Source organism: Fructilactobacillus sp. X2R5C2, assembly GCF_059901375.1.
In genome coordinates this window covers 388,732-408,602 of record NZ_JBWXUX010000001.1, presented here as the reverse complement: position 1 = coordinate 408,602, position 19,871 = coordinate 388,732, and the positions used below count along the sequence as shown (strand labels likewise).

13 protein-coding genes are annotated in these 19,871 nt (G+C 36.9%); 6 read left to right on the top strand and 7 right to left on the bottom strand.

Annotated elements, in window-relative coordinates; translation table 11 throughout:
- Positions 1–325: 325 nt before the first annotated feature.
- The 4 genes from AC6UD2_RS02050 (at position 326) to AC6UD2_RS02035 (ending at position 6,649) form a co-directional block, all read left to right on the top strand.
- The gene (locus tag AC6UD2_RS02050; protein ID WP_500697876.1) at positions 326–3,430 is read left to right on the top strand and encodes a type I restriction endonuclease subunit R; all 3,105 of its coding nucleotides are present in this window, start codon (positions 326–328) and stop codon (positions 3,428–3,430) included.
- 19 nt (positions 3,431–3,449) lie between these two features.
- Complete coding sequence (locus AC6UD2_RS02045; protein WP_500697875.1) at positions 3,450–5,111, top strand: type I restriction-modification system subunit M; 1,662 nt, start codon at positions 3,450–3,452, stop codon at positions 5,109–5,111.
- Positions 5,108–5,692 carry a restriction endonuclease subunit S domain-containing protein gene (locus tag AC6UD2_RS02040; protein ID WP_500697874.1) on the top strand — a complete coding sequence of 195 codons (585 nt, stop codon included), beginning with the start codon at positions 5,108–5,110 and terminating at the stop codon, positions 5,690–5,692. Before AC6UD2_RS02045 ends, AC6UD2_RS02040 begins: the two co-directional genes overlap by 4 nt.
- A gap of 120 nt (positions 5,693–5,812) precedes the next feature.
- Positions 5,813–6,649 carry a GIY-YIG nuclease family protein gene (locus tag AC6UD2_RS02035; protein ID WP_500697873.1) on the top strand — a complete coding sequence of 279 codons (837 nt, stop codon included), beginning with the start codon at positions 5,813–5,815 and terminating at the stop codon, positions 6,647–6,649.
- Between the two features lie 374 nt (positions 6,650–7,023).
- On the opposite strand, the gene AC6UD2_RS02030 is transcribed toward AC6UD2_RS02035, so the two are convergent.
- The 5 genes from AC6UD2_RS02030 to AC6UD2_RS02010 all read right to left on the bottom strand — a co-directional run bounded on the left by AC6UD2_RS02030 (position 7,024) and on the right by AC6UD2_RS02010 (position 14,389).
- Positions 7,024–8,109, bottom strand: a complete 1,086-nt coding sequence (locus AC6UD2_RS02030; RefSeq protein WP_500697931.1) for a mucin-binding protein — start codon at positions 8,107–8,109, stop codon at positions 7,024–7,026.
- 74 nt (positions 8,110–8,183) lie between these two features.
- On the bottom strand, positions 8,184–10,169 hold the full coding sequence (locus AC6UD2_RS02025) for a KxYKxGKxW signal peptide domain-containing protein (RefSeq protein ID WP_500697872.1): 1,986 nt from the start codon (positions 10,167–10,169) through the stop codon (positions 8,184–8,186).
- Between the two features lie 540 nt (positions 10,170–10,709).
- Positions 10,710–11,381 carry a hypothetical protein gene (locus tag AC6UD2_RS02020; RefSeq protein WP_500697871.1) on the bottom strand — a complete coding sequence of 224 codons (672 nt, stop codon included), beginning with the start codon at positions 11,379–11,381 and terminating at the stop codon, positions 10,710–10,712.
- 169 nt (positions 11,382–11,550) lie between these two features.
- Positions 11,551–14,085 carry an SEC10/PgrA surface exclusion domain-containing protein gene (locus AC6UD2_RS02015; RefSeq protein WP_500697870.1) on the bottom strand — a complete coding sequence of 845 codons (2,535 nt, stop codon included), beginning with the start codon at positions 14,083–14,085 and terminating at the stop codon, positions 11,551–11,553.
- 169 nt (positions 14,086–14,254) lie between these two features.
- Complete coding sequence (locus tag AC6UD2_RS02010) at positions 14,255–14,389, bottom strand: hypothetical protein (RefSeq protein ID WP_010022262.1); 135 nt, start codon at positions 14,387–14,389, stop codon at positions 14,255–14,257.
- A 781-nt stretch (positions 14,390–15,170) separates the two neighbouring features.
- Here AC6UD2_RS02010 and AC6UD2_RS02005 point away from each other — a divergent pair.
- Together AC6UD2_RS02005 and AC6UD2_RS02000 are read left to right on the top strand one after the other, a co-directional pair.
- Positions 15,171–15,641, top strand: coding sequence for a KxYKxGKxW signal peptide domain-containing protein (locus tag AC6UD2_RS02005; RefSeq protein WP_500697869.1), 471 nt, complete (start codon positions 15,171–15,173; stop codon positions 15,639–15,641).
- A 451-nt stretch (positions 15,642–16,092) separates the two neighbouring features.
- The gene (locus AC6UD2_RS02000; protein WP_500697868.1) at positions 16,093–18,105 is read left to right on the top strand and encodes a BspA family leucine-rich repeat surface protein; all 2,013 of its coding nucleotides are present in this window, start codon (positions 16,093–16,095) and stop codon (positions 18,103–18,105) included.
- A gap of 49 nt (positions 18,106–18,154) precedes the next feature.
- On the opposite strand, the gene AC6UD2_RS01995 is transcribed toward AC6UD2_RS02000, so the two are convergent.
- Together AC6UD2_RS01995 and AC6UD2_RS01990 are read right to left on the bottom strand one after the other, a co-directional pair.
- Positions 18,155–18,901 (bottom strand): potassium channel family protein, encoded by a 747-nt coding sequence (locus AC6UD2_RS01995; RefSeq protein WP_500697867.1) that lies wholly within the window; start codon positions 18,899–18,901, stop codon positions 18,155–18,157.
- Positions 18,902–19,022: 121 nt separating this feature from the next.
- Positions 19,023–19,619 carry a hypothetical protein gene (locus AC6UD2_RS01990; RefSeq protein WP_010022270.1) on the bottom strand — a complete coding sequence of 199 codons (597 nt, stop codon included), beginning with the start codon at positions 19,617–19,619 and terminating at the stop codon, positions 19,023–19,025.
- Positions 19,620–19,871: the final 252 nt, after the last annotated feature.

The following is a 19,871-nucleotide window of genomic DNA, read 5'->3' as shown; positions in this document are numbered from 1 at the left end:
TTTTTAGAAGATTTATAACTTTTGTTGCCTTTATGTTGGGAATTGAAACAATATTTTTTGTTTGAGTTTATAAAATTTTTACTTGTTCAGTAAATATATAACTATGATAAGCATAATGGGGTAAGGAGTAATTGGTGTAAAGTTAGTGATATAAATCTGTCATCAATAATATATTTTTCGTTACTATGAGAATATATATTTATAATTTTATTTTTACGTTTACATATTAACTATATTTAGTAATGATTTTGATTCCTGTTTTCTTTAATGATAAAATTCACATTGTGTATACAATTTTTTAAAACTATGGGATGGTAACTTTTATATGAAATCAGAATTAGGATTTGAAGACGAATTAATCGATCATTTAACTAAAATTGGAAATGATAAGCAATGGCAATACGAACCTAATATCAAAACTACTGATCAATTATGGGACAACTTCAAAAAGATTCTTGAACAACATAATCAAGATAAATTAGAAAGCCCACTCAGTAATAATGAATTTGCCCAGGTCAGACGTCAAATTGAAGATCTTCATACTCCATACATGGCAGGTCGTTTTTTGTATGGATTTAATGGTCAATCTGAAGTAAGCGTTGACTTAGATAATGGAAAACAAGCGATTTTGACGGTTTTTAAACAGGATCAAATTGGTGCTGGAGATAATATTTATCAAGTAGTTAATCAAATTGAAAGACCCGCTAAAATTTCTGGAAGAAGGGATCGCCGTTTTGATGTCACAATGCTGATTAATGGTCTTCCTATTATCCAAATTGAAGAAAAGCGAGCGGATCATCCTGTTAAAGAAGCTTTTAATCAAATGCAACAATACATTGATGAGGGTCAGTATACTGATATTTTTTCAACTCTTCAGATTTTGGTTGGGATGACACCAAATGAAACACGTTACATGGCTAATACTCCTTATGATGATTTCAATACTGATTTTGCTTTTCAATGGGAGAAAGAAAGTAATAATGAACCAGTATCAAACTGGCGTGATTTTAGTAATCGTGTGTTATCCATTCCCATGGCGCACGAAATGGCAACTAATTATATGATTTTAGATGGATCTAGGGGACATCAAAGTATTAAGGTCATGCGTCCCTATCAAGTTTATGCCACTAAACGAGTCATTAATAAGTTAAAAACAGCTACCTTTGAAAAGGCAGATCAAAAATTAGGGTATATTTGGCATACCACAGGATCGGGTAAGACTATTAGTAGTTTTAAAACAGCTTGGCTAGCATCACGTCTTCCTAATGTTGATAAAGTTGTCTTCATCGTTGATCGGCGGGCTTTAACGCAACAAACGGCTGAAAGTTATTCTGCTTATGATCCTGATAGTGACGATAATAATAAAAATGGTGTGGTTGATAATACTGCTAATGTCCGAGATTTAGCCAAAAAATTGAAAAGTAATGGTAATGGAATCGTCGTTACATCAATTCAGAAGTTAGATAAATTAGTTCAAAGAAAAGCCAAATTACCTGACAAAAATGTTTTGTTCATTGTCGATGAAGCACATCGTTCTACTAGTGGTGATATGTTACAACGTGCTAAAGACGCCTTTCCACACTCTGAATGGGTAGGTTACACAGGGACACCAAAGTTTGCTGATGAAAATGGTAAAAGTGATGGTCCCACGACCCAAGAGATTTTTGGTGATTTACTTCATGCCTATACCATCCGTCAAGCGATTGCTGATCATAATGTACTTGGATTTAAAGTTGACTTTAACACGACTTTGCCAGAATCCACTTTAAGAACCCAGTATTTGCCTGAATTCTATCGGCAAAAGTATCCTAAATGGTCTCAAGAAAAAATTGATAATAAAATTAATAACCTTACCCAAGCTGATATGGACGATCAAGTATCGAGTAGTGTTTATGACTACAACGAAGACCATATTAATAAAGTGGCCGATGATATTATCTCTAAGTGGAAGAATCGTTCTGTGAATTATAAGTATAGTGCCATTTTGACCACTCATGTTGGTGGGATGGCTTCGTCATCTAAAATGGCCAAGATGTATTATGATGCCATTACTAAAAAAACAACTAATTCTGATCATCCTTTAAAAGTTGCTGTGACTTTTAGTAATGATAATTCTAATCATGACAACATGAATGAAACCAATAAAAATTTAAATGAAGCTATAGAACAATATAATCAAACTTTTGGTACGAACTTTGGTGCTAAAACGATTAAAGAATATCGTGAAGACGTCATGTCACGGCTGAATCAAAGTAACCCCGATAAAAACTATCTTGATCTAGTAATTGTAGTGGATCAACTTTTGACAGGATTCGATGCTCCTACATTAAATACGTTATATGTTGACCGAACTTTGCGAGGGGCAAATTTAATTCAAGCATATTCACGAACTAACCGAATTCAGGATTCAAACTATAAACGATTTGGCCGAATCATTAATTATCGTTGGCCCAAGTTGTCTGAAGATTTGATGAATGATGCTTTAGCAGTTTACGCCAACAAAGATTCAGCTAATTATCAAACAAAACTTCCAATTGGACAGGATGCAGATGATGATGTCATCCAGCCTGATTTTCATGACAAGATTTCGGAAACAGCTGAAGTAGTTGATAAGTTGGATACATTAACGAATGGGTTTCAATATATTTCACCTAGCCAAGATGAAGATAAGGAAACCTTAAAGTTACTCAGAACTTACAATAATAATGTGGTGGCTCTGAAACAATATGACGAGTATGATTATGACCATCCCAATGATTTATTGGATAAACTAGGAATTTCGGAGGATCAAGAAGTTGCTTTAACGACCAAGATTCAGCGTGAATTAAAGAATACGTTTAAAAAAGATGATCCTGATTTTGATGTTGATTTTAAAATGGAACACATTAATGAAATTGACGTTGACTATGATTATCTCAGGGAACTCCTAGCCCAGCTTGCAAATCAAGTTAACGATGAAAATGAAGATGGTGCTGTGGAAACATACAACAAGTTAAATGAGCTTGCTGATCAAGTTGAAGAGAAATATGCTCAAAAAATCAAACGAACTGCCGAAGCCATTAAAAATGATGAAATTGATAAATCCAAACTTGGCTCATATCCATTAAATGGTGATGACATGAAAGACTTAATGGATAATCAGGAAGACTTGTCACGTCGAAGTGAAATTTTAAAATTTCGTCAAAAGTATGGATTTGTTGATGCTGATGGAACTAAAGATTTGTTTAATAAGATCTTAGATCGTCATATTTATGGAAATGATGACCTTGATAATAATGGAGAACTGAAGAAAATCATCAATTTGGCCCAAAATTATTATCAACAGGATGCAATTGATCCAGAAGTTAAAAAACTTTCAAAGATTAAATACAGAATAAATTTACGTAAGGCAGTTGAAAAATTCGCAGATAAATTGACTCAAGAATATTAAAAGTAGAAAAGAGATAAAAATGGCTGAAAGACAAGCAAAAGAAGCACAAGATATAACTTCTGAACTATGGGCAATGGCGAATGAACTTCGTGGGAATATGGATGCTAGTGAGTATCGAAATTACATTCTGGGCTTTATGTTCTACCGTTACTTATCAGAACGTCAAGAACAGTATCAAAAGAATGCGGATTTATTTGATTTACAGGATGGAGAAACCATTAATGATGCATATGTAAAAGCCGTCAAAGAGGATCCTGATAGTTTAAAGGATTATTTGGAAGATGCAGCCGATTCACTCGGATACGCAATTGCACCCCAGTATACCTGGGCCACTATTAATCAAAGGGTCGAAGATGGCACAATTACGGCCACTGATTTTCAGGAAATGTTTGATGATTTTAATCGTAATGCTCAAATCAATAAAGAAGCTCGTCAAGACTTTAGTGGAATTTTCACTGATATGAATCTAAACAATTCCCGTTTAGGAAATAACATGAGTTCCAGAGCACGGGCACTCAATAACATCGTTAAGATGGTTAATAAGTTTAACTACAATGACGCTGATGGACACGATATTCTTGGGGACGTTTATGAGTATTTAATTGCGAAATTTGCTAGTAGTTCTGGTAAAAAAGCGGGTGAGTTCTATACGCCTCACGAAGTTTCTAAATTGTTAGCGGAATTAGCCACTTCTGATTTTAATGGAATTGATCATCAGTTTACGGTTTATGATCCTGCTATGGGATCTGGATCATTACTTTTGACTGTTCAAGATGTTTTAAAGCATAAGGGTTATGAAGGTCGAGTTAGTTTCTTCGGACAAGAATTAAACACGACAACTTACAACTTGGCTCGGATGAACCTTATGATGCACGGTGTTGAATATCAAAATATGGACTTACGAAACGCTGATACTTTGGAAATGGATTGGCCAGACGGAATGGACAGCGATGGTGTTGATCATCCAAGAAACTTTGACGCCGTAGTTGCTAATCCTCCTTATTCTGCCCATTGGGACAATAATGAACGCAAGATGAAAGATCCACGTTTTAGAGATTTTGGTCGTTTAGCACCTAAATCAAAAGCTGACTTTGCTTTTGTTCTTCATGCCATCTATCATTTATCCAACGAAGGTAAAATGGCGATCGTTTTACCACACGGTGTTTTATTTCGTGGTGGAGCTGAAGGTACCATTAGAAAAACTTTGATTGAAAAAAATTATTTAGATGCTGTTGTTGGGCTTCCAGCAAAGCTTTTCTATTCGACTTCAATTCCAACTGTCATTTTAGTGTTTTCTAAACATCGCACTAATAAAGACATTTTCTTTATTGATGCATCGAGTGATTTTGAAAAGGGTAAGAACCAAAACGTTTTGCGTCAGCAGGACATTGATAAAATTGTTGAAACTTATAAGAAACGCGAAGACGTAGATAGATACGCGCATAAAGCTGATTTAGACGAAATTAAGGAGAATGAATTTAACCTTAATATTCCTCGTTATGTTGATACTTTTGAGGAAGAACCTCCTGTCGATGTTGATAAATTAGTATCAGATATTCAATCTACTAATAAAGAAATTAGTGGACTAGAAACTGACATATCAGGGATGTTAGACGATCTTGTAGGTCAGGATGCTGTCGCTCAACAGCAGCTTGAGCAAATTAAGGGGCTGTTTAAATGAAAAATGAAGAAATGACTCCAAAAATTAGATTTAAGGGATTTACTGATCCTTGGGAGCAGCGTAAGTTAAATGAAGTATCTAATAGGATAACAAAGAAAAACACAAATGAATTGGTTAGAAATCCACTAACAATATCTGGTGAAAATGGACTAATTGCTCAAAATAAATTCTTTAATAAAATAGTTGCCAGTAAAAATACAAAAAATTACATTGTTTTAGAAAACGGTGACTTTGCTTATAACAAAAGTTATTCTAAAAACTATCCCTTGGGAGCAATAAAGAGGCTCGAAAGATATAAAAATGGAATTGTATCTAGTATTTATATAATTTTTAGAATAAATTCTAGAAATATTAATTCATTATATTTAAAGTATTACTTTAATACTGGTAAATGGAATAATTATATCCGTAGTGTTGCTACTGAAGGAGCAAGAAATCATGGACTATTAAATGTTTCAAGTATAGATTTTTTTAACATGCCTTTGGATGTTCCTAGTATTACAGAACAAAAGAAAATTGGATTGTTTATGAGTTCAATTGAACAACTTATCGCTGCCAATGAACGTAAGAAGTTTTATTGATATAAATTAACAAATACTTTCACAATATTGTTTCACAAGAATTTCATCAATGAGTTTATTTGACGTAATATCATTAAACTTATAATCTTAAATCATATAAGAAATATTGAGGATAGATAATTGGAACCATTTACTATAAAAACATTCTTTCCAGATGGTGATCCCAGTGGATTTAGAATATCAGAAATAACAAATCAGACAATTCAGGCATTTTATATACCAAGAGACGTTTTAAAAAGAGTTGTCCAAAATCGTGAAGAGTTAAGTTGGAATGGTGTTTATACCTTATTTGATAGTTCTCTAACTAAAAGGACTGTTTATATTGGCGAAGCTGAAGACGTGGGACGTCGACTTAATCAACATTTAAATAATGAACCTTGGTGGACAATTGCGGTTGCTTTCGTAGTTAATAATAGGGATCATCAACTATCTAAAGCAGATATCAAATATCTTGAAAATCTGATGTACCAAAAAGCTGACAAGGCAAATATCAGAGAATTATATAATGGAAATACTCCACACAAATCGTTTGTTGAAGAGTCTAGAAGATATGATTTAAAAAATATATTTGAAAAAATTGATCTTTTATTAAATTCCTTTGGATTTTCAGTTTTTAGTAATAATGGTCATCATGATAATTTAATGGAAGTTAATGATTATTTATATATGAATGGAAGAGACAGTGATGCCACGGGTATTTATAATAGTGATGGTAGTTTTACTGTAAAGAAGGGATCTAGAGTCTCTCCACTGAAAATAACTAAATCTTTTTCTGATTCTGAGTTATTAAAAGATTTAGAAGATTCTAATGTTTTAAATAGGGATACATTTCAAAGGGAGTATAAATTTCATTCACCTTCGCAAGCTGCCAGAATCGTTTATAAAAGTAGTGCTAATGGATTAATACTTTGGCATGATCAAAATGGAAAAACACTAAAAGAATTGTATAAAAATTGATTTTTAATTCTGAGTATGTTGTTAATAAATGTTCTTATAATAAAAACAGGACCTATGTTGGATTTGAATCTAACAATAGGTCCTGTTTTATGTTACAAAAATTATCACATTTCACTCATGAGTGCTAAAATATATGTTAACAAATCTTACAAAGAACTAATCTTAACTATTTACTAGAGATTTTAAAACTAGGGACATCTCATGGAATCATTGGACCAACGATGATAGGAGTACTCTATCTTTTGATAGAGCAATGTAGCCTAACCTCAAACAATTACCAACTTTTGAAAAGGACATGGCCTTGCGGTGAATACAAGGCCATGTCCCACAGTTTCTATATGCGTTTTAGCGGAAACAACATTCTAAGGAAAATATTACTTGTTTCTTTGATCCTTAAACCATTTACCTAATACAAGGAAACCGAGAAGAGATAGCAAAGCTGCTCCGATAGTACTTAAGATATTATTAGAGTTTTGACCAGTTTGTGGTAATTTGCTTTGTTTCCGAGTGTTAGTCAAGGTGTGATTTGTGGTTTGAGAACCAGATTTGTTGGTATGAGAAGTAGGAGTTTTCTTTGTGACTGACAAAGATTGGTTTGGATTGTTGATATGATTATTCTTAGTTGGAGTAGCAATCGTTCCGGCTTGGGTGGAGTAAGTGACTGTTTCTGAGTCATTTTCACCGGGAGTAATCGTTCCTTCGACTTTATTCTGACTTGGTGTCATGTTGTGAATTACAGGTGAGGCTACATTGTAATTACTATCATCGCTGGTCCAATGATTCCATGAGATATCGCCAGTTTTAAGATCTTTAGTGCCTGTTCGGGTAAAGTGAGCGGTAACTGTAGTAGGAGGAGTGACTTCTTTGCCATTATTATCAACGTAATTAATGGTCTTTTGACCAGAAGTTTGATCAGTTACGGCTTCAGTGTTATCGGAATAGGTCACATTTTCCGAATCATTCTCATCTCGAGTGATGGTTCCACTAACCTGCTGCTTGTCAGGAGTCATATTATTAATTACTGGTGAATTGACATCGTAATTACTGTCAGTACTTGTCCAGTTGTTCCAAGCAGTATCGCCAGTTTGAAGGTTTTTAGTTCCAGTTCGAGTGAAGTGGGCGGTGACCGTCTTCGATGGTGCCAATTCTTTACCATTACTATCAACGTAATTAATGGTCTTTTGGCCGGTAGCTTGGTCAGTTACAGCTTCAGTGTTATCGGAATAAACCACTTGTTCGGAATCGTTTTCACCACGAGCAATGGTTCCACTAACTTGCTTCTTATCTGGAGTCATATTATTCACGTCAGGTGAAGTGACATCATAGTTATTGTCGTCACTAGTCCAATCATTCCAGGTAACTTGATTAGTTTTTGGATCTTGTTTACCGGTTCTGGAGAAGTGGGCGGTGATAACTTTATCAGGAGCGACACTCTTGCCAGATTGATCGACGTAGTGAATGGTGTTGGTTCCTGTAGCTGAATCAGTGACGTCTTGACTGAGGTAAACCGTTACGTTGACGGACTTGTAACTTGTTAAGCCCTTTGAATTGGTGGTTTCATAAGTAACGGTGTAGGTACCTGCTTGTGATTAGTAATGGCATCTTTTAAAGCATCATCATTATCAATCGTAATTTTGTCATTGTTTTGTCCATCTTGGACATCATTGACACTGGTACCATCCATCAAATAACTGTTTAAGTTGTTAGGATCGAAAGTGTCAGCATTGATTGACTTATCACTTGCGGTAATGGTTGGGAAGAAGCCATGCTTATTGTTGTCCTCATATTGGAAGGGTTCATTTAAGGAATTATTTGAATCCGTCTTTTGATCATCTTGATACCCGAAGTTAGCGGTATAAGTGTCGTCAATATCAGGAGCAACAAAGTTACCAGTGAATTGGAGATATTGAAGTGATGATCCGTTAGGGAAACTAAGCATTAATTTGGCATCATTATCATTAATCTGATTGACTGATGCAGTGACACCAGGCAAGACTTCGTTTAACTGATCTAGAGTAATCCATTGACCAGCGTACTTGCCTGCCCAACTGAGTGCGTATGGTGTATCGGCTTTAGGTAGTCCAAAGCGTAAACCACTTAGGTCAAATGAAGCACCATTTCCTTTGATTTCAACCGTGTAAGTTCTTCCGGTTAGATTATTGTAGGTAGCGCTAGGTGAAGAATTATTTGGATAAAGAACATTACAAAAGCTTGGTTTATCACCCTTGCTAGAATCAAAGAGGGTAGTTGAATTGGTGTTGCCAACTGGATTATCCGCGGTTGGTCCATCGTATGGAGTTACACCACCATAATTAAGTCCTGGAAGTAAAGAAGGAGCTTGGACTCGATCAGGCGACACATCGTTGGATGAAGCCTTGTAATTGTAATTAAATTTATTTAGTGAATAACTAGAATTCCCTTGTTGGAAATCCGTCGAGAAGATATTACTAGATGATTTAACGTTATCGTTGGATTGAAAGGGAACGTTCAGATTGAATGAAAAACTACCAGTTGTTAGGGCAATCTGTTTATCAAAAACAAATGAAGCCGTTCCTGCGTTTTCATCCACCACTAGGTGACCGTAATCTTCGCCACCATTAGCAGCAATCTTATTCCAGTCGATGACGTTTTTCATGCTAGCGTTATTTTCTGAAGTATCGTTATCGGCGATATTAAACGTGATTTTATCTCCAGGATTAATGCTTACGTCAGCGTTATTCACGTCAATATTATTTTTAATTACGATTGAACCGTACTCATTAAAGTTGTTATTAGATGGTGCGGCGACTTCATTACTGGTAATGTCTAAGCCCTCTGGTAATGAACTGTCCGTATTACTACTAAAGTTTGTGTTAACAAGGTTGTTATTTGTTCTAGATGATTGTTTTCCCACGCCAGGGGTATTTGTACTTGCTGCACTAACTTTAGATGGATCATTTGACACTTGCTCACTACTCTTTTGGTCAGACTTGTTTGAATCCGATGTCTGTTGTTGATTAGCTTGAGCGCTTGGGGCATTAGATTGACTCTTGGTCTGTGAATCCTCTTGTTTAGATGCTTGAACGTCTGACGATTGAGTGTTTGTAGATTGGTTGTTCACATCTTTTGCTTGAGTGGACTGTGAAGCTTGTGGTGCTTGAGTCTGAGTAGCATCATTTTGAGTCTTTTGACCATCTTGTGATGTTGTTTGTTGATTTGATTGATCACTTTGCTTCGATGAATTAGAAGTTTGAGATTGATCAGTCTTTGATGATGTACTGTCTTGGCTGGTTGTTTGATCAGACTTAGAGTCATTTTGGCTTTGATTTGACTTTGTAGTTGTCGGATCAGACTGGCTTTGACTTGTTGGTTGTGATGACTGCTGTGCTGTCGGAGTACTACTTGTGTTTGCTTGATTAGTGGTATCAGCACTTGCACCTAGGGTTAATCCTCCAAGAGCAAAGGTAGTTACTAATCCGGCTACCATCCATCGTTTACCAGCTTTGTACATTTTGAAATGCAATTTAGAATCTTTATACATAGAGTCCCTCCCTAATTAAAATTTGAGCCATAATTGCTAGCAATCTTTGGATCTAAACCACCACTTCTTCCTGGTGAAAAATTTAATTGTTAAATGGTTTTCCAATCTCGTCAATATATTGAAATTGTATAAAGCAACCATTTAATGTTCACTACGTTAGCACTTATGATAAAAATATCTAGGGAAAAACTTGTTTAAAATGATAATTTATATTAGTTTTTCTTATCAAAATCAATCAATTAGGGATGTGGTTGGGAATAAAAATAAATAAATAAGAGAGGTTACATTTATTGAGAACTTGTCACATTTTCAATAAATGACATCAGGTTCAATTTGTCACATGTGAAAGCGACTGATGTTCGCTAACGCCAGTTATATCAAGGTATTTGGGCGGATGATGATGATTAATATGTTCATGGACATATGCTGATTTGAGTGGTTATCGTTTTTTAATAATTTTGGAAATTGGTTAATAAAAGAGCACTTTACCATGATTGGTAAGGTGCTCTTTTTCTATTAATTTTTGTAATAGTATTGCGGCTATTTGATTAGTTTCATTAAATCGGTGAAATAGTCATCATTATCTGGAGACTGATAGTTAAAATGGCAATTTTTCTGATGCCCAAACAGATTATTAACCTGATTACAGATCATTTCCTCCATACTTCTAATCTTATAAGAAGTTTCTTCCTGCTTTTTAATAAATGAATAAGTACCATCGATATAAATCGGGGTGGCAAGATCATTAAAGTAGATCTCTAGTCGATTGTCGCCCATTCGGATGACATGGTGGAGGTTATGATAGGCGATCCATGAGGTGTTTCTTTTACAATGGTCGATCGATTTGAGACGTAGTAGTTGGACATCTTTTCGAACGTACGGAATGTTTTTCTTAATTTTACAGTAAGCCGCTAACATTTTGATTTTCGTTAGTGACAGGCGGTTATCCTTCCATAGTTCTTTCATCAAGACGTTGGTGGTTTGTTTTACTAACGTAAAGCCGGAAACACGATCGACCACTAGTGAATTAAATTGACTATTTTTGTCTTTTAAGTCAATTAATAATAGTAAGGAGTCCCAATTTACGGAGTAAGTGGTCAACTTTCTGTTCACCTGTGACGGCAGGATGGAGTTGATGTCGACGGCAAATTCGTTTCTCATCTTTCTTTTCATTGGTTCACATAAATTCAGTGGTAATTCATTTAGTTCCATAGTATTTCTCCTTTTTTATTGTTCTAAAGATAAATACGTAGACTACGGAGAATTTGTTCATGAATTTCGATTATTTAAAATAAATGTGAATTTCAAATTATCAAACAAATCAAAAAATAAGCCCTAGTGACGATCACTAGGGCTTATTAGTGTATGAATATTTGAAGGATTATTTGGTAAATTTACGTCTGTCACGAGCCAGTCCGAAGATTCCTAACAGAGTAGTTAGTAACCCAAGGATGGATAACCAACTAGTGTTAGATTGTCCGGTTTGTGGGAGTTGACCCATGTGCGCTATATTTTTCGTATTATTAGCAGTCGATGTTGATTGATAAGCAAGGGTGGAAGAAGTTAGATTTACTTTTGCTTGACTACTTAGACGATATTGGCCATTATTTACTGGTGTGGCACCAGTTACGTTGGTCTTGATGTTTTCAGGATGAACCGCATCCTGGTGATTGATATATGCTGCCCGTGACTTGGTACTTTGTTGAACTTGATCAATGGCGTGGTTAATGATTTGGGTGTGGATCTTTTGAGCTGCTTTGTTACTTTCGGCTTGTTTTGCTGCAGCCTGTTTTTGCCATTTTGCTATTTGAGCCTTGGCTTTAGCTAATTTATTTGTTTCATTTTGGTAATCAATCAGTTGCTTTTGGAGGGCGATCAGTTTTGCCTGGTCAGCTTGCAGTTGTTGCTCTGCCTGAGTAAGCTCATTTTGTTTGTTAATCAGGTCTTGGATGGCTCGAGCTAAATCATCTTGGGCTTGTTGGTTAGCAGCAGTGGCTTTTTGCAACTTGTTTTGATCATTATTAAGTTGGTTGGTGTCGTTTTCCACCTGTTGTTTTGCCTGAGCTAGTTTGTGCTGCAGTCCTGGAAGGGCAGCGTTGTTATTGTTGATAATCTGTTGCTTTGAGATTTGGTGATTAAGACCGTTGATTTCAGCTTTCGCCTTGTTAATGTCAGTTGACCATTGAGCGGGATTGTTTTCCTTGGCCGCTTTGACATCATTAGCTAATTGATTTTGGAGGGCTGCCAGTTTGTCGTGTGCGTTCTGGAGGGTTTGCGAATCGTAACTTAAGTCTTTGTGGTAATCCGAAATTAATTCGTAAGTGTCATCGATTTGGCGTTGCAGGGTAGCTGGAGTTGGGATGTGGGCGGTTACCTCATTAAATTGTTTAGCATTTTGAATTTGGGCTGGATTAACAAAAACGAGATGAATTTGGCCATAATTATCAATACCGATTCCCATGTATTTGCTGTTATTAACGTTACCCGTAGCTGGGTCGATGCCTAACAGGCTCATTTCATCACTGTCTGATGAATTATTGTCATTAAACGTCAGGTTCATAATCATGCTGTATAACCTGGAATAGATAGCATCCATGGTGGTGAAGTTGGTAAAGTTCATGTAACCAGAAGCAACGGTTTCATAACCGTTCATCCCAGGATAGGTCAGAAGGCCACTGCCAGCTGCCGCGTTATTGATGGCGTTCATATCATAGCCATTTTTACCAACATTCCATCCGTCCTGGTTGTAACCGTTTAGTAGATCATTGATAAATTGTTGCATTCCCCAACCACCAATTTCAACGTCGGCGGTGCCAAATTGGTGATGCATTTGGTTAATGAGCCAATTGATGTATTCTTCCATATCTGAGTACTGAGAATTTGTGAACTGTGGAATTGTTTTTCCAGTATTGTTTGTACCAACTATGACTTCATCTTGTTTGGCAATGTCACTAGGTTGATAGTGATTGTTAGCCATGGCCGCTTTATCGAATTGGTGAAACCAATCTGCGGCGTTTTCGTTCGGATGTTGTTTTTTCCATTGTTGAAAGCCCTGTAAAGTCATTCCTGCGGGAATATGAATGTTCTGTTCAAAGGCAGTCTTGGACTGTTTCAAATCATTTAGTTGAGCTTGGGCATTGTTAATGGACTTATTATCATTATTAACTCGGTCCTGCGCATTATTAATGTCTTGGTTTGTTTGATGAATGGCATTCTGATCGTTAGCAGCGTCCTTTTCAGCTTCATCATGTTTTTTCTTGGTTGCGGCCTGCCACTTGTCCAAGTTATTTAAGTTGTCCTGGGCAGCAGATTTTTGTTGTTCAGCTTGATTTTGTTTTTGTTGAGCATCCTTGGTGCTCTGTTCGTTGTTATCAACGGCATTTTGGGCTTGATTAGCGCCATCCGTATCATGATTAAGCTGATTTTGATCGTTGTTGACATCGCTCTGGGCTTGGTTTTGATCATGTTGAGTGTTTTCAGTGTGTTTTTGCGCCTTTTCTACCGCGGCTTGGGCATTACTTTCGGCTTGTTGATCATTGTCAACCCGGCTCTGGTCCTTTTTAACGTCGTTCCCAGTTTGATTAATTTCATCTTGGGTCTTCTTGATATTATCAGTAGTGGCGTTAGCTGCGTCTTTTTGGGCTTGGTCAACGGCTGCTTGATCATGGTCAACTTGGTTCTGATTGCCTTGTGGAGTTTTGGAAAAACTAGTTGGTTGTTGATTAGTGGTTTGAGTCTGGGCGTCGGCACTAACCGAATTATTGAAGGCTCCCACTGCCAACATTCCGGATGCGACCAGGGCGCTTCCAGTGATGACTTTTAGCCAACTTTTATGTAATCTTACTGGACTAGTGGGCGACTGGTGGTCGTCATCATTAATTGCTTTATAATTATCTTTTTTAATAAATTTACTCATGATGTAAGTCCTTTCTTCTTATTAATTATTTTACATAATTGATAATACCCTAAAGTTTCTTACAATACAATTGTTTTAAATAAAAAGAGATAATTAAAAGTGCTTATTTTATTCCAGTAAATAAAAAGCCAGTACTTTAAGCACTGGTTTATTAGTCTTAAGCTTGATGCTAGATTAACCACCATATAATTAGGGCAATAATTAAAATGACCAAGGCTAACCCTAACCAATCTTTCCACGTGGGCTTATGTGGTAACATTTCGATGGTTAAGTGCTTTCCAATTTTCCATTTCTTAGGTTTCATAAGGATACCTCCGATATTGATGTGTTATAATAAAAATGTAGTAAGGAGCGAGCACAATCGCTCCTTAATGAATTACCATTTAAAAACAATTTTAAAGCTTATGATTGCTAAGTTTATTTTGACGGTTAACTTAGTTATTCGTGGCTTTTTTATTTTCAAATGAGGCAATTTCATCACCTCCTTACTACATATACTACAATACACTAATGTAAGTGCATTTAAAACACCTTTTCTATTCTATTGTATACAAAATTTATTTTATTTATCATTATCAATAAATAGCTTCTTGCTTTTAAAAATCGGTTCTAGTGACTATCACTAGAGCCGATTTCATTTTGAACTATCGTTTAATTTAGTAATTTGAAATTAGTAAGACATTGTGGTAAATATTTTTCTTTACTTATTTAAGCATAATTTGTGATTGACGAAGCCACTATGTAATGTGGATTTATAACAAACAATATTTATCATATTATTATTAAAATCATCTTGTTTTGAACTAATTTTAGCTATCAAAATACCATAAACGTTACAATAATTAGTTATTGTAACGTTTTTATGTAGGTTACATTTTGTCATTATTATGTGCTGAAAGTCTTACCCCTCTAAGCTGTTCACACTTTGTCTTTCTTTGCTCTGAGCATTTTTCTCCGAGTTTATGCATAATCGCGTTATTCTTTTGAGGTATTAAGTAATTACTTAATATTAATTGTGTCCTAGTAGTGATGTGTTAATCATTATCATTTCACAAGATGTGTTTGAAAGCGTAGGAGGAAGTTTCATGCAAAATAGGGAGCCTAAGAAACATTTTAAGATGTACAAAGCCGGCAAACGGTGGATGGTCGCAGGGATTGTGACCCTCACGACCGTTGGCGGTTTGACCATCGGTGCAAGTGCTGATACTGCTAGTCAGCCAGCTACGAGTGACGTTAAGACTGAAGCACCAGCATCCAGTGGCACAGCCACTCAAACTGATCAGAGCCAGAACGTTGCTCCAGTTAAGTCAGAGCAAACTGCCAACGACAATGCGACCAAGACGGATCAAGTTACAGCTGCTAATTCACAGCAGCAGGACAATCAGTCTAGCCAACAAGTAACAAGTAGTGTCAAAGAAGAACCACAAACTGAGCAAAATAGTCAGAATGATCAACCAAATGATTCTAAACAAGTTCAGCCAGCTCCAGATACTAAGACTGAACAATCAAAAGATGTAAGCAATCAACGAGCAACAGTCAAACGATCAAAAGACTGATAACCAGGCCGATAATCAAACGGCCAAACAAGCTGATTCTCAGACTAAGGATCAAAATGCCCAACCTGATTCACAAGTAACAGGGCAAGGTAACAAGTCAGACCAAAATACTGACAAACAAAATGAAAAGAACCAGACTAACCCAGTTAAGGCTGAGCAGGATCAACCAAAAGTTGCTCCAGAAAAAGCGGATCAGAAGACGGAGAATAAAGCTGACGATCAAACTAATTTATCTGATAATCGTGAAGCAAATGTTGTCCAATCTCAGTTTAAGGCTAATCATACCAACGTAAAACAGGCTGTTAATGACACAATTAACGGGACTTGGGGAACAGCTAATTATATTTACAATAAACAAACTGGAACGCTCTCATTTAATGATGGCGGGAACCTTGGTAATGAATTTGCTTATGATAGCTGGTTAGAAGCTAATCACGCTCAAGTTCAACACGTGGTCTTTAATTCGAAAGTCTCAGTTAACGATGCCAATGGTCTCTTTGCTTACTGGAGTAGCGTACAGGATTACCAAAATTTATATAATCTTGATACTTCAAACTGTACCAAGATGACTAACATGTTCTTAGATAATCATTCTCTAAAGTCACTTGATTTAACGGGTATGAACACCAGTAACGTCACCGATATGGACGCCATGTTTTATACCGATGCCGGTTTGGATGGCAAGACCGGGACACAACTTAAATACGTTAACCTTGGTGGCATTGATACCAGCAAAGTTACCAGATTCTACAACGCATTTAAAAATGACCGTCTCTTAAGTCGAATTGACGGTTTAAACAAACTGGACACTAGTAATGTAACTGCGATGAACAGTATGTTTGCTGATTGTTACAGATTACAAAGTCTAGATCTTTCTAGTTTTAATACTAGAAAAGCTGATACAACCAATATGCTTGCTAATGACTCTAACTTAAGTGAACTCAAATTAGGGAAAGATACGATTTTAGGTATTTCTACCAATTTACCAAACGTCCCATCACAATACGCTGGTTGGGTTCAAGTTGATGCCAATGGGGAAGTCATTCCTTACAAAGATGCATTACCTTCAAATGAGTTAGCTGATGGAAACGCTCATCCAGGAACTTGGATTTGGGGAAATCCAATTCAAGATGAATCTTCAATCCATGCTCAAGGAATTACCATTTATGCTGGCAATCAGGTACCAACGAATGCTGCTGCTTACAATGCGGCAGCTACCAACGCAGATGGAAGCGCGGCAGCAATTACTAAGATTGATACTTCGAAAGTTAACAATCAGATTCCAGGCCAATATCCAGTTACCATCACGGCCGCAAATGGCCAGAGTATGACAGTCACTGTAACGGTTATTGCCAATCAAGCTAACATCACAGCGCATGGAATCTCAATCTATGTTGGTGACAATGTGCCAACCGATCCAGCTGCTTACGGCGCCACTGCCACTAATGAGGATGGAACCAAAGCTACGATTACTAAGATTGACACTTCAAATGTCAACAATCAGGTTCCCGGTCAATATCAGGCTGCCATTACAGCTTCAAACGGGAAGACCTTTTTCGTACCGGTAACCGTCCTAGCTAACCAATCCAGCTTAAATGCACGTGGGGCCACCATCAACGTTGGCGATCCGGTGCCAACTGATCCAGCTGCTTACGCCGCCACTGCCACTAATGAAGATGGAACCGAAGCTACGATTACTAAGATTGATACTTCTAAAGTTAACAATCAGGTTCCCGGTCAATATCCGGTTACCATCACGGCCTCAAATGGGGACACTTTAGTTGTGACCGTAACGGTGCTTGCTAAAGACGGCTCCAAGCCTGATCGGCCTGGTAACAATGGTAACGGCAATAACAATCCATCCACTCCAGATAACAATGGTGGAGATCATGGAAACGGGGAACACCCAAGTACACCAAATCACAACGGTGGTAATGATAACGGTAGCAACCAAGTTTCACCAAACCAACCAAGTGGGAGACCCGAAGTTCCAAGTCAACCAGTAGCTCCTAATCAACCAACTGGCGACAATGGAAGCATGGTTCCAGAAAACCATGCTCAAAACGTTCCAGAGACACCAAAGAAGCCAGCTGCTAAACCAGAAGTACCTGGCAGTGAGAATATCAACAGGGACAGTAACTCAACTGCCACTAAATCAACTAATAACGGTGAGCAAGCTACTTCGAATGATCATCAGATTTCGGTAACTAGTCAGAAGAGTTCTCAAAAGGAAACTCCCGTTACCAAACCCGATCATTCTGAAAACCAAGTGGCTTCTAAGTCACAAAGTCACCAAACGGTTCGGAAAGCACAGAGTTCAGCCCAAGAAAATTCCAAGAAGGGTAAGCAGACTTTGCCACAAACTGGTGAAAAAGCTTCTACGTTCTTAGAATTGATTGGACTTGGCTTCATTGCGTCCGCTGCTGTCTTAGCATGGCGTGATTTGAAGCATCGTGTTAAATAGATTGGATAAATAAAAAGTCACTCTCTTTGAGGGTGACTTTTTTGTTTATCTATTTTTTTAGAAGTTTCTTCTTTTTCTCCTCAAACTCTTCCTCGGTGATGATATGATCATCCATTAATCCCTTGAATTTACGGATTTCGTCAGCTTCTGAAATGGCTTCTTGATTAGAATCTTTAGAAAAGAAGGTGGTGAGAGTACTTGTCAGCATTCCTACAAAACTAACTCCAACGAGCATCAAAATAATTGCGATTCCCTTACCAATCTTAGTTTTAGGGCTAATATCACCATAGCCAACGGTCGTTGTGGTTGTAATGGCCCACCAAATGGAATTAGTGAGGGAGGTATTTTCAACGATTGAGTAAAGGCCAGCGGCAAGTAAAATTATGATGATACAGATAATTAGGAGGTAGATGAAACCATTTGTTTTAAGGAATTTTTCAATTCGTTCTTTAAATTTACCCAGGACACCAGCCGATCTGAAGATTCTGAAAATGCGAGTTAGACGGGTTACACGGGAAATTTTGAAAAATGAAAGACCAAAACCAAAGGGAATGATCGCTAAAAGATCAAACAGATGGGTCTTGACGTATTGCCATTTCTTCTTGGCCAGAAATAATCCGCCAAAATAATCAACGGTAAAGATGATCCAAATGGCGTCATCAATGGCAACGTAAGGTTCAACGTCCAAATTAATCTTATTCATAAATTGGAGAATCACTAAAACGATTGAAACGATGGTCAGTAAGATGATGACAGCATCATATGTATTTTTGATGGTTCGTTTCCTCAATTTCATTCTCCCAAAATTCGATTTACTACCTATTTTACCAGTCATCCCAATTTTTGTGAGCATAAAAAACTAGCACCCATGCCTAGGTGCTAGTCTGGAGAAATTAAAATGTCATTTCAAGAATTAATTATTGTAAGCTAATGATTTTAAAATTATCATCATCTGAGAAAATCTCAAATTCAAACACTTTGCCAAGTGCGTAGTGCTCAACGTGATAGGCGACATTGTCGTCGATCGCGTTCTCTAATCGTGAAAGATTCAAGTTGCGAACAAAGATGATCGCGTACTCTAGTAACATTATGGGGTCATCAATCAAATCATGAAATTGGCTCTCATCATCACACACCGTGGTGATATTCCCGGAAAATTCGTCACCAATGGTGTTGACCCCGTTGTAACATTTCTGTTTGAAGAATTCGTTACGGATAAATCCAAGACGATTGGCTTGGTCACGGTCTTTAACCTGATCGGTCTTGACCTCAAAGTCATCGTCGGTTTTATTAAGTTGGCTGTGTTTGGGCGCAAAGTCCCAAATGGAGCGTTTATCTTTGAAGTTGGGTGTGACGTTATAAGGATTTAAGCGGATGATTTCACTATCATTGAGTTCGCATACTGGCAAAGATGAATATAGTTTCTCTTTTCTTTGCTTCTTGATGTAGGCGTCTTGGTACATTAGGACTAGGTCGATAACGTATTGGGCGTCTCGAAGTTCATTTAATTTCATAGTTATCCTCCTCCCTATGCCAATCAATATAGCAGGAATTTACAGTGAAAGTCTACTAAGTTGTTTGTAAGTTAACATGAGGTGGGGATGAAAATGATTTAGGTAAGAATAATTGTAAAATAGTGTTACAGAAGCATTCTTAAGCAATAATAGTTATTGATGGTATGCGCTATTTTTTAGGAAATAAACATTGTTTGTTAGATAATTCACTACATTAAATTTATTATTATTAAACTAAATTCTAAAAAGTGG